Source organism: Helicobacter bilis ATCC 51630 (assembly GCF_000686565.1).
GTDB classification, from domain to species: domain Bacteria; phylum Campylobacterota; class Campylobacteria; order Campylobacterales; family Helicobacteraceae; genus Helicobacter_A; species Helicobacter_A bilis.
The window spans coordinates 143349-156447 of the sequence record NZ_KK365988.1; the positions used below are offsets into that span (position 1 = coordinate 143349).

Below are 13099 nucleotides of genomic sequence, written 5' to 3' on the forward strand. Positions count from 1 at the left end.
GAATGAAATACGCCTTTATTTATCCCGGGCAAGGCTCACAAACTAAGGGCATGGGTAGAGACTTTGTTGAAAATTTTTCTATTGCAAAGATGCTTTTAGAAGAGGCAAGTGATAGTTTAAAGCAAGACATGGCAAAGATACTTTATGACGATGAAGAAAAGCTAAATGAGACACAATACACACAACCAGCCATCTTTCTAGTCAGTGCTATGGCTCATAAAATTGTAGAAAAAGAGTATGGCATAAAGGCAGAGATTGCTTTTGGGCATTCATTAGGCGAAGTAAGTGCGTATTGTCTCAATGGTGGGGCAAATTTTGGAGATTCTATATATTTGACACATAAAAGAGGGCAGTTTATGGCAGAAGCCTGTAAAAATAAGAATGTGGGTATGATGGTCTGCTTGGGACTTGCTACAAATGTATTAGAAGAAATTTGTATAAAAGCACAAAAAGAAGGCAAACAAGTCTGGGCAGCAAACTACAATATGGAGGGGCAAGTCGTATTAGCAGGGATTAAAGAGGACTTAGAATCTGTAAGCGACACTTTGAAAGAGGCAGGGGCAAAACGCACATTATTATTAAAAATGAGTGTAGCAAGTCATTGTCCTTTATTACAAGATTCTATACCACCTTTCAAAGAACTTTTAGAAACAAGCATTAATGATAGCAATATAGAGATTATCTCAAATGCAAATCTCTCTTTATACAAAACAAAAGAAGAAGCCTTGCAAAATCTCACACAGCAGCTTATAAAACCTGTGCTATATCATCAATGTGTAAGCAAGGCAAAAGAGCTTGGAATAACAAAATTTATAGAGTTTGGCAATGGAAGCGTATTAGCGGGATTAAATAATAAAATCAGCGATATACCCACAATAAGCATAAACTCAGTGCAGTCAATACAAGGGCTTGGGTCATTATAATGGTAAAAATGCGACAGAGACATCTTTGTGTGTTTGAGTTTGAGAAAGGCTCATTTGATGAGATTCTTGCCTATATTCAGTATAATGCGGATTTTATGCGAGATAGATTACTTGCATTTCATGATGATATTACGCCAGAAATACGCGAATTTCTATGTGATTTAGGGGCTATGCCCTTTAAGGTTGAGAATAAAAAGATACTGCAATCAGGCAAAGTAAAACAGCTTATCACAGAAGCCCCTATACAAGACCAAAGCACTACTTCACATGATGACAAGCAAAATACTGCGGTAAAAAAGATTAAAATCACTCTAGATTCTAATGACTTAGCAAGAGTTGTTATGGATAGTAATGATGAGAATCTTAATCAAAAAAGTATAGAATCTGTTTCTATTGGTAACACTTTGAAAGATAGCGATTCTAAAGATTCTAAACTAGATTCTACACCTATAAAAGATTCTATAAAACAAGCACGAAATGGCTTGATAAGTGATATAGAATCCATGCCTATGGTAACCTTTAAACGCACTATCCGCAGTGGCGAAGAGATTATTTTAGAATCTCATGCTGCTTTTATTAAAGATATACATGAGGGTGCTTTGATAAAAAGCAGTGGAAATTTACATATTTATGGTAAATGTCATGGAATATTAGAGTGTTTTGGCGATTATATTATCATTGGAGAGTTTGATATGGGTAGAATCTCTTTGCAAAATGTCATTGTGGAAGGGAAAATGCTTGAGCGGCTAAAAAGTAGCAAAAAGCTAAAAATGCTTACCATAGAAAATGGCGAAATCTCTCTATGTGAGCTTCTATAAAAGGATAAATATGAAACAAAGAACGATAGCAAAAAAAGTGGAGCTTGTAGGCATTGGACTACATAAAGGTGTGCCAGTGAAAATGATATTAGAGCCATTGCCAAGTGATAGTGGCATTGTCTTTTATCGTAGTGATATGGGGGTTAGCATACCACTTAAGATAGAAAATGTGATTGATACGACTATGGCAACTGTGATTGGTAGAAATGGGGCAAAAGTCTCTACAATCGAGCATTTACTCTCTAGCATACATGCCTATGGTATCGATAATATACGCATTATCCTTGATAATGAGGAAGTGCCTATTATGGACGGATCAAGCATAGGATTCTGTATGCTATTAGAAGAGGCTGGGATACAAGAGCTAGATAAACCAAAAAAGGCTATTGAGATTAAAGAAGTTGTTGAGGTAGAAGAGGGCGGTAAATTTGTGCGACTTATGCCAAGTGATTCTATAACCTTTGATTTTACGATTAAATTCCCACATCAAGCTATAAGGGAGCAAAGCTATAAGTTTGAGTTTAGCACACAAAAATATAAAGAAGAGATAGCAAGGGCTAGGACTTTTGGATTTTTACAGGAAGTCAATCAGCTTAGAGCCATGGGCTTAGGGCTTGGCGGTAGCTTTGATAATTGCATTGTGCTTGATGAAAAAGGCATTATGAATGCTGAAGGACTGCGATATAAAGATGAGTTTGTAAGGCATAAGATTCTTGATGCAATCGGTGATATGTCCCTGCTTGGTATGCCAGTCATTGGTGGATATATCTCTTTTGCAGGTAGCCATAAGCTCAATCACTTTTTAACAAAAAAGCTTTTAAGCGCAGCCCATGCGTATAGCATTGTAGATTTACAAGACAAGGTAAAAGACACACAAAAAGCCTATGTCCCCGCAAAAGTAAAGGCTTAGATTCTAAGTAAAGTATAGAATCTCATTTTGTAATCTGTGTTTTACCGATTTGTGTTTCTTGCATTTTAGGTGATATTTATTTGATTCTATCTTTTTGCATGGAATATATTGTTGTGATCTAAATTTGTTTTTGTTGCTGATAGAAATAATGATTCAGGGCGTGGTGGATATAATGTATTGCTTTATTAGGTTTCTTTTGCGTGAAATTATGTATTTATAAGTTGAGAGCAAGACTAGTTACAAAATCATTTTTGTGCTACAATTAGCATTTTTATTTATTAAAAAACAAAGGATTATTATGCCATGGTGGTTGGTAAAACAAATACGAAGAGCAGTGAGAAAGATAGCGCGAAAAGTTGGGGCAGTATCGCCTTATGATTTTTATGATTGGCGAGTGCCTTGGGCAAGCAAGAAAGATATACAACAAGATAGGGAGCGTTACAATGCGTTAAATACTGATGGAAGATTCGTCATGGATTCTAAAAATGAATATATTGTTCGCGATCTTAAATACATTAATACAGAACATGGGATCAGCTATATTCCAACTTATGTGAGGGATTTGTGGGGAGCAAAGCAAGTGTATAAACATAAGCCTTCAAGCCATTATGATTGTGGGTCAAGTTTTTGTGGTTTCACTACACTGCTTATACCTATGGGAATAAATATTGTGCTTATTGATATTCGAGATTTAACAGATAGATTCAATACTTCGCTATTTAAAGATATATGGGGGGGGGGGGTAAGTTGCCTTCAATCCGACATAACAACACTGCATGGCATAGAAGATAATAGCATTGAATCTTTTTCAATCATGGGTGCACTTGATGGCTTTGGGCTTGGGATTTATGGAGAACCTATTAATCCAGATGCGTGGCGACTTGCATTATTATCAGTTCAAAGAGTGCTAAAGAATGGTGGTAGATTTTATCTAGCTGCACAGATTGGCAAACAAGACAAATTGCGTTTTAATGCAGGTAGAATCTTTAGACTAAATACAATTTGCGATACGCTTAAAGAAATGTCTCTCAACGAGTTGCATTTCCTTAAAGGGCATGATTTAGATACTTACCCCTGCATATATCAGAAAGATGGTAAGACTATTACTGATGATTCCAATCTTCATTTTTTATGCAATCAAGATTCTGCAACAGCACTGATGATATTTCAAAAATTATAAGAAGTTGTTGAAAAATTTGAATGTAAGAAACAAAAATAAACAAAATACATATAGGTGCATATACTCTTTAGTGTTGCGCCTAAACACCATGCATTTTGTTTATGCTGTAATTTATGACACTTTAATATTTTATACATTATGTTGCAAATGAACAATCATGCTGACGCACCAAACAGGACTTTAACACATTTTAGATCTCAAGCATGAGTAATTTTGGAATATTTGATACATTTTTGTGCTTTTCATTATAAATTTCATGGGTATAAAAGTAACAATATCTTACTTTTAGTTTTTTTCATTGTTAATTAAGTTGCATTTTTTTGAATTTGAGATTATATTAAATTAATCAAGTGTTAATAAAAAAGCACAGATAAGGAGAACATAATGCAAAATATTGATGAAGACAAGGCGTTTGCAAAGCAGATATTTAAACCAAACAGAGAGTTTGCCAAACAAGCACGGATTAAAAATATGTGTGAATATGAGGACTTGTGCTATGAGGCAGATACTGATTATGAGGGCTTTTGGGCGAAACAAGCTAGAGAGAAGATTCACTGGTTTAAGGATTTTAATCGTGTTTTAAATGATGATAATGCCCCCTTTTACAAGTGGTTTGAGGGTGGTAAGCTAAATGTTTCTTATCAGTGTATTGATAGACATTTAAAGACTAAGAAAAATAAAGTTGCTATCATTTTTGAGGGCGAGATGGGCGATTATAAAGTCATTACCTATCGCAAACTTTATACAGAGGTCAATAAAACTGCAAATTTATTGAAAAATCACTTTGACATTAAAAAAGGCGATAGGGTTGTGCTGTATATGCCTATGATTCCAGAGGTAGCTATTGTTATGCTTGCATGTGCTAGAATTGGGGCTATTCATAGCGTTGTATTTGGTGGATTTAGCCCAGAAGCATTAAGGGATAGAATCCAAGATGCAGAGGCAAAGCTAGTGGTTACTGCTGATGGTGCGTTTAGGAAAGGAAAGCCCTATATGCTAAAACCAGCAGTAGATAAGGCGTTGGAAGATAATGCATGTCCTAGTGTGAAAAAGGTGCTTGTAGTAACGCGTAATGATTGTGATATAAACTATGTGAGAGGGAGAGACTACTCATATAATGAGATGGTAGCCCATGAAAAAAGCACATTTGAGCCAGAGCCTATGGATTCAGAAGATCCACTATTCTTGCTTTATACAAGCGGTAGCACGGGTAAGCCAAAAGGTGTGCAGCATAGCAGTGCGGGCTATATTTTGTATGCACAGATGACTATGGAATGGGTTTTTGATATTAAAGATTCTGATAATTTTTGGTGCACCGCTGATGTTGGGTGGATTACGGGGCATACTTATTTGATTTATGGTCCTTTAGCGTGTGGGGCTACGACTATTATTTATGAGGGCACACTTGCATATCCAAACTATGGCAGATGGTGGCAGATGATAGAAGAATATATGGTAGATAAATTCTATACTTCACCGACTGCCATTCGCATGTTGCATTCACATGCTGAGAATGAACCAAAGAATTATGACTTAAGCTCTTTAAAAGTTTTAGGCACAGTGGGTGAGCCTATTAACCCTACTGCATGGAAATGGTTTTATGAAGAGATCGGTGGTAGTAAATGCCCTATCGTTGATACATGGTGGCAAACAGAAACAGGTGGCAATATGATTACCCCACTACCCGGTGCTACACCTATTCGCCCCGGTTGTGCTACTTTGCCATTACCCGGAATCATCGCAGAAGTCTTGCATGAAGATGGGACAAAAGCAGCCCCCGGAGAGCAAGGGCTACTTTGTATCACAAAGCCATGGCCCTCAATGATTAGAGGCATTTGGGGCGATCCAGACAGATATGTGGATAGCTACTTTAAACAAGTGAAAAAAGATGGCAAACCAGTATATTTCTCAGGCGATGGGGCGATCATTGATGAAAAAGGCTATATCACTATCACAGGTAGAACTGATGATGTTGTGAATGTTAGCGGACACAGAATCGGCACTGCAGAGATTGAGTCTGCCATTGCAAAGCACCCAAGTGTCGCAGAAAGTGCATGTGTGAGTAGATTAGATTCTATAACAGGTGAGAGTTTGTTTGCCTATATTGTGTTGCATGAAGGTGTGGTGGATAATACCGCTGAAGAGCTTGAGATTATAAAAGAGATTAATCGCATTTTAAGTAAAGAGATAGGCAATATCGCAAAGCTTGGGGCAGCCCTATTTGTGCCGGGCTTACCAAAAACTAGAAGCGGTAAGATTATGCGTAGAATCTTAAAAGCAATCGCTAGAAATGAGGCAGTTACACAAGATGTAAGCACATTAGAAGACCCACAAATCGTAGAAAAGATAGCACAAATTGCAAAAAATGCAGAGTAGTTTAAAGTAGCTATGAAGTGTTTAATATATTCCATGCTAAACATGTGGCATTGTGGCAATTCATCATTGTAAATTGTAAATAAGTTTTATTTTCTTAAATTGCAAATAAAGCTAAAGATTTACTGCAATGTCTTATATGTTGTTTTGATGCAGATGCAATTATAAAACTATCTCCACAGATACCACAACTCTTCAAGCTTCTAAATTCTTAGAAATTGCACTAAAAATTATATCTCAATTCCGCATAATAGTTTCTACCAAGGGCTGGGGCATAGAGTGGGTATTTTTGATAGGTAGCATACCAAGAGTTAAAAAGATTTCGCACGCCGACATTAATTTTTAAATCTTTAATACTAAACATAGCACCTAAATCACTCAGCACATAGCCACCCTTATTCATAATATGACTTTTTCCCGCTGTGCTACTTGTGCCACTTGTAGAATCAAGTGATTGTGAAATGTAGGTATTATTGAAAAAGAGTGTAAGGCTTAATGTCTCTGTGCGTAAAATATCAGATTCTATATTGAGAGTTGCTTTAAGCCATGGGACATAAGGCACCATGTTGCCTTGCAAATGGGCGTTTGCTACATTTGTTTGCAATATATTTGTATAAAGCATGCCTATACTTTCACTTAGTCTTAGCCATGAAGTATCAAAAAAGCTTTGTTGTGCGTTAAGTTCTGCACCTACTCTTTGTGTCTGCCCTAGATTGCTGTATGTATAGGCTGTGCCATGCGTGATATTATTTACAAAAATCTCATTAAATGTATGCGTATAAAAAAGTGTCGCAGAGATATAGCTAAAGTGAAGCTCATCTTTCATGCCTATTTCAGCGGTGATATATTGCTCTGGTTTAATGCCGTTTGCTTCATTTTTGTTTAACATGCCATTGCTACCATTCGTGCTTGACTTTGGATCGGCATTAATCATTTGAAAAGCACTAGGGCTTATAAAGCCTAACTCTAGCTTTGCATAAGTGCTGCCTGCATCGCTGTATTGATAGCTTGGTGTGATTTCTGCGGCATAGCTTAGGTTTTGTGCGTGGTCTTTGAAGTTAAGATATTCGCTAGATTCTGTTGTGTTGCTACCGCCAGTGTTTTTTGTTTTTTGCCAATAGTCTTGGATATTTTGCATCCAATAGTTAGAATACTCTAGACGCACACCACCACTAAGCTTTAGCGAATCTGTCAAGCTAAAGCTATCAAATACATAGAGACTATTTGATAGCTTTATGGCGGTATTTGTGATGTTTGTTATATAGTGGATCATTTGTTGTTGTGCAGCTTGTTGTGAAGCAGCCCTAAAAGATATGGTTGTCCCTCTTGCATACATAGGAAAAAAGTGATCGATATGATTTATACGCTTTGAAGATTCTAGGATATTATCAAGTCCTAGTATAAGTGTATTATTTGTCGTTGTGTATTTTGCCTTTAGATTCAGTCCTGCGGCATGATTTTGGAATCCGCTAGGCTTTCCCATATCCATGATACCCGCTGGACACATTGCTGCCGTTACCTTTGTGCTAATGCAGTATTCATACTCCATATATCTTGTAAGTGAGAATTGATAAAAGGCTAACGCATCAAAGTCTAGATTCTCACTCCATTTTGTCGTGTAGTTAAGTGAAGTTTGCAGGGAGTCATTTTGCGTTTTTATGGTGTATTCATCTGGATTGTTTCGCTCTTTTTTTATGGTGCTTTCATCTTTTGTGATTGTTGTTGAATTGATACCACTATTTCTAATAGTAGAAGTATATGAGAGATAGCTTAGAGGGATATTTTGCCATGAGTGTGAGTAGCTTATATTAAAGTCAAACTTTTGATTCTTAGTGGGATTATATAGGGCTTGAAAGGCGGTGTAGAGATTTGTCTCATTATCATTGCTAAAGGCTTTAATCTCACTTTTATCAGTAGCCACACCCGCAGCATTACGCGCCCCGGGCGTATATCCCGCACTCACATCGCCTTTTATGAATAGATTCTCACTCAATTTTTTACCACTAGCAATGCTTAAACTCCCACCTTGAAGCCCCACACTCTCCCCACTTATCGCTTTTAATACTACGCAGTTAAAATCCTTGCTTGGCATTTTTGTAACAATATTTATAACCCCACCCCTTGTGCCATTACCATACACCACAGCCCCACCGCCGGGTATTATCTCTATCCTTTCTATATTCTCAATATCTATATTATTGTAGGGCGAAACGCCATGAGAGGTATCTAGCAGGGATATAGGCACACGGTTGACTAGGATTTTCACCGCACGATTGGAATCTAGTCCTTGACCCCTTAGGTCTATATTATTGCCAAATCCATTGCTATTAAAAGTGATAATAGGGCTGTATTGCAAAGCTTGATTGAGATTTAAAAAGCCCTTGTTTTGCAACTCTTCTTTGTCTATCAATACAATATTTTTTGCCTCATCTTTGAGTGGTAAGTCAAAGCCTGTGCTAGAGGTTACCACAGCATTTAGTCGTTTTGTCTGCGTATCTGTATCACTTTTTTTAGAATCTAGCAGGGCAGCTAGTTTATCATCTGTCGCTATTTCATTCGCACATAAACTTTGACTTAAAGATATGCTTAGTAATGCAGCAGATAGAATGAGTTTTGAACTTTTTTGTGTTGGTATATTACACATTGAAATATTCCTAATATAAAATAAGAATTAATATTATAATTATATAAAATATTATTTATAATAATTACTTGCATAATTGAATATTAAATATTTTAAGTAAAATATGTTACTTTTCGTAACTATATTTTAGATAGATAGGAATTGTATGAGATAAAAATATTGAGATTGTGTCTAATAAAGTAATTTGCTATCTTAAAACTTTAGAATCTTGGTTTGTAATGCAAGGTTAAAAAATATTATTCTATTGAAAATATCTAAAAGAATAAAATCTTGTGTTAAACAAAAAAGTATAGGGGAATAAAGTAGTGTATCATTCAATAAAATATCTAGACTCTAGATACTATGCGAAACAGACAGAGTAAAGAAAAAGCAGGAAGTAATCATTATGACTATGAGTTCAGTAAAAGAGGCTTTGATCTAAAGCTAGAAAAAGCACAAGAAATTGATATTACAAAAGATTTAGCACATCAGGCAGCAGTTACACAAGTGGTAAAAGGCGGCGTTTTGGCATTATGCAGTTTGCATTATTGCAAAAGATATAAGGCTTTGCCAGAATATAACGATATTTGCGAAGTAAAATCACATATCCCAACAGATATGCAAGAACAAGAAATAAACCCAAGCATAAAACGCTTTAATAATCAAATCGCACACAAACAGCTAAAAGATTCACAAAACAGATACAAAGAGGGCTATCAGCCAAAAATCACGCATTATTTAAAGCTTGATTTAATCGATGAAAGCATAGATAGATATTATAGGGATTATATGAATCTATACAGCCAATTAAGTGAAGAGAGTAAGTTAAAGTTTGGTTTTGTAGAATTAACAGAAAGTAAAGAGGCATGGTTTTATTCCCCACATATTTGCAAAGAAAAAACACAGGGCAAAAGAAACCCTCCAAGTGAAGAAGTAGCAAAAAAGATTATAGAAAACTACACAAAACAAAGAGAGATAAAACAAAAGGAATTTGAGAGTAAAGAAGAGAATGCAAACAAAAGATTTTATTTAAGACAGGTTGATTTAAGTAGGACAGATTTACTCCTAGAAAAAGCCGAGTTTCAAGCAGTAAGTTATGTATTTACAGATAGTAATCATAAAGTATTTAGAGCAAGTTATGATAACGAGGGGTTTCGACATACACAAGAAACAGAATATTTTTATGTAGATAGCATTGCAACAGGGGAGTTTAATTTTCAAGCATATGCAGTGGAAGAAAGAGGTTTAGGCGAAAATAGTGAAAGCACAATAGTAACATATTATCGCTTCCTTATCACACACAGGGTTACGCTAAAACGCAAAGTCGATAAATCTTTCTTACAAAAAGAAATAGGCAAACTTGTTACACAACTTGCAATCGATGGGAAGAATCATGGCTTACCACAAAATACAACAGATAAGAATTTAGATAATTTAATACAAAATGGAATGCTTTAAGTTTTGTTAGCCTCTGTTTTGCTAAAGAATCTTTTATTTGTAGATTTGAAGTATAATTTTACTGCCGCTTAAGCTACGAACTTAAGCGGCAATTTTCTCTTTTCTAGCAAGAGCCAGAAAGGAGGATACATGCTTAAATGCAAAGTTATTATAATAGCTTTATTGCTATTTATTCTTTTTGTTAGAGAAGCCGTATTAACAAAACTTGTAAAAACATTACAATTTGTTACAATGCTAGAGAGTAACAGAAAGGAGGCTTTGTTTTTAACATGTTTTTACACAACATAAAATAACACCACAAAGCAAAGCAAACAAAGCCGTAAAACCATGCAAAAGACAAACAAAGCTTTCCAAGATTGATGGTGGGCTTTTAATGTTTTTTAATACTTTTATAGTAGGAGTTATCTAAGCGATAATGACTACTATAAAAGTATTAAAATCATTGAAATGTTACCACAAAATGAAAGCTAAGAAAAAATAAAAAATAAAAAATAAAATATCCCCCCCCTTTAAATAAATAAAAAAACAAACTAATATACAAAACAAATACTCACAACACAGGAGCTAAAAAATGAGTTACACTCTAACAGATATTATAAATAACCCTAACATAGGCATTGAGATTGGAAAAGAAATAGAGTCTATGAGTTGGATTAAAAGCCCTTTTGAACCACTTGTAGGGCAAGGAAGCGACAGAGGCATAAGAAGCTATCAAATCGCAAATAAACAGCCATTCCGCCCACGACTTAAAGCAAGATTGACCGGCACAGGAGTCCAAGATAATGAGGAATTTCAAACAAATTACGATGAAATGGAAATCCTAAACCAAACCATTTACCCAAAAATTAGCGGTAATGGTTTATTAAGCCCAGTATTTCATTATAGTGAAATGCAGTTTATAGACTTTGAAAAAGAAGCAAAAGATAGCCTTGCTACATGGATGATGGATACAAGAGATAAGCAATTTATCGCCGCTTTAACAAATGATTTAACAAACTGCGTAGTAGCAGACCAAACAAATGGCTACAAAGACACCACAGCCGAAACAAGTGTCAAAAATGCAAGTAAAAAGATACAAAAGGGCGATACAATCAGTGTTAAAGCAATCCGCAGGGCGATTTTTCTAGCAAGGACTGGCATTGATTATAAAAATAGAGAGATTTTCCCACTTAAACCAATACGCGCACAAAGCATGAGTAATGGCGGTATAAGCACAATGCACTATTCTTATATTATCATGCTTGATAGCTATGGAATCCAGCAATTAAAGAATGATGAAGAATGGCGAGATATGCAAAAATACGCAGGGGAGAGAGGAGCTAGCAATAATCTTTTTATGGGATTAGTAGGTATGATTGATGGCTGTCCAGTATTAGACTTTGGCGTATGGAGTGAAGCAGCAGCGGGATTATGTAATAGTGAAGTCAAAGATAAAGACTTTTTACGCTTTTTAAATAAAGATAACACACATAATAAGATTGTAAAGCCTAGTGATTATGCAGATGCACAGCCGGTATCAATTGGCTTTTTAATTGGTGCAAGTGCATTGTTAATCGCAGGGAATCTAAGCCCTAGAATGTATGTAGAACAAAAAGATGCAGGAAGAAAAATCGCTGTGGGTATGGATAGAGTTATGGCAATTGCTAAGGCTAGATTCGGTGAAGATGATAATGGGTTGCTTAAATATAGTGGGCAGGATTTTGCGACAATTGGGTTGTTTTATTCTAAAGAATAAAATTTAGTTAGCGTTTGTCTTTTTGCGACTTTTTGCGGATTCTTCGCTCAAGGCTCGGTCATGTATTTAATATACACTCCCTTCGCCTTTCACTCGAAAACCGCAAAAATTCATCAAAAATACTTCACGCTTTAAAGTCTCTAGTTTGCAGTTAAAGCAAACAGGCAGATTTGTCATGTCTTAACGCTTTAGCGTGAAGTATCTCTACTTTGAAAATAAAAAAGATTTCCAGCTCAAAGCCTCAACATGACAAGATGAAAGCTTTAAAAAATTAAAAAAGGATAACAAATGGCACTAAGGCGTAAAACACAAGCCCAAAATAAAGAGATTCAGCAAGAACAAATAAAAGAATTACAAGAAATTGTAACAAATCTCACAAAAGAAATACAAGAGCTAAAAGAGCAACAAAAAAGCGAGGGCAATTTAGGCGAAGTGGTTAATACTCTTATAGGAGAGATTAAGGGATTACAAGATTTTACAATTTCGTTGCAGAAAACCTTAAAAGAACATGCAGAAAATAGTCAGTATCTACTCTCTAAGATTAATAAAACCCAAAATTTAGCAGATAAAAATGCAGGTGATATTTATAACCTAAAGATAAAAGAGGGTTTACATAGTGATTTACTTGATAGGGCAAAGCCTATTATTGATATTGCAGACCCTTTATCTAAAGTTGCATTTAGAATCCAAAAGCTAGAAACAAGTTTGCAAGAAGTTAAGGATTTTAACCCCCAAGAGTTAAAAGAGAGTCAAGAAGTAAATGCTAATTGTATAACTGAATTGCAAACAGACTTTTTATTACACGGGCAAATGTTGGCAGATTTAAGGCTAGAGATTGAAAAAGTAAAACAACTTCAAGCCCTGCATGATAAGCAAATACACGCCCTGCAGTATGAAGCAAGTAAGAGTGTATGGGAAAAATTGTTTAAGTAGGTTTTTGTCTTTCTTTGCCTCTTTGTCATATTAAGGCAAAGCCCAAACATCTTTTTATTTGCAAAGCTAGAGATGTTTCGCCTTCGTCTCAACATGACAAAAGGGGTATTGTTACCACAAGATGAAAGCTTTTAAAATTAAAAAAG

At 35.6% G+C, this 13099-nt stretch carries 9 protein-coding genes; 8 read left to right on the top strand and 1 reads right to left on the bottom strand.

Annotation, left to right across the window (positions count from 1 at the left end; all coding sequences use genetic code 11):
* Positions 1-2: 2 nt before the first annotated feature.
* From fabD to acs, 5 genes are all read left to right on the top strand, one after another.
* Positions 3-923 (top strand): ACP S-malonyltransferase, encoded by a 921-nt coding sequence (fabD, locus tag T368_RS0112320; RefSeq protein WP_004086906.1) that lies wholly within the window; start codon positions 3-5, stop codon positions 921-923.
* An 8-nt stretch (positions 924-931) separates the two neighbouring features.
* Positions 932-1741 (top strand): hypothetical protein, encoded by an 810-nt coding sequence (locus T368_RS0112325; RefSeq protein ID WP_230455630.1) that lies wholly within the window; start codon positions 932-934, stop codon positions 1739-1741.
* 10 nt (positions 1742-1751) lie between these two features.
* Positions 1752-2651: a UDP-3-O-acyl-N-acetylglucosamine deacetylase gene (gene lpxC / locus T368_RS0112330; RefSeq protein WP_004086909.1), complete on the top strand. Its 900-nt coding sequence runs from the start codon at positions 1752-1754 to the stop codon at positions 2649-2651.
* 298 nt (positions 2652-2949) lie between these two features.
* Positions 2950-3831 (top strand): DUF268 domain-containing protein, encoded by an 882-nt coding sequence (locus T368_RS14295; protein ID WP_051591335.1) that lies wholly within the window; start codon positions 2950-2952, stop codon positions 3829-3831.
* A gap of 384 nt (positions 3832-4215) precedes the next feature.
* Positions 4216-6207 (top strand): acetate--CoA ligase, encoded by a 1992-nt coding sequence (gene acs / locus T368_RS0112340; protein ID WP_004086924.1) that lies wholly within the window; start codon positions 4216-4218, stop codon positions 6205-6207.
* 220 nt (positions 6208-6427) lie between these two features.
* Here acs and T368_RS0112345 read toward each other — a convergent pair whose 3' ends face one another.
* Complete coding sequence (locus tag T368_RS0112345) at positions 6428-8848, bottom strand: TonB-dependent receptor (protein ID WP_004086926.1); 2421 nt, start codon at positions 8846-8848, stop codon at positions 6428-6430.
* A gap of 342 nt (positions 8849-9190) precedes the next feature.
* On the opposite strand from T368_RS0112345, the gene T368_RS0112350 reads away from it, so the two are divergent.
* The 3 genes from T368_RS0112350 (at position 9191) to T368_RS0112365 (ending at position 12953) form a co-directional block, all read left to right on the top strand.
* Positions 9191-10285 (top strand): hypothetical protein, encoded by a 1095-nt coding sequence (locus T368_RS0112350; RefSeq protein WP_004086927.1) that lies wholly within the window; start codon positions 9191-9193, stop codon positions 10283-10285.
* 571 nt (positions 10286-10856) lie between these two features.
* On the top strand, positions 10857-12020 hold the full coding sequence (locus tag T368_RS0112360) for a phage capsid family protein (protein WP_004086929.1): 1164 nt from the start codon (positions 10857-10859) through the stop codon (positions 12018-12020).
* Positions 12021-12308: 288 nt separating this feature from the next.
* The gene (locus T368_RS0112365; RefSeq protein ID WP_004086930.1) at positions 12309-12953 is read left to right on the top strand and encodes a hypothetical protein; all 645 of its coding nucleotides are present in this window, start codon (positions 12309-12311) and stop codon (positions 12951-12953) included.
* Positions 12954-13099 lie beyond the last annotated feature (146 nt).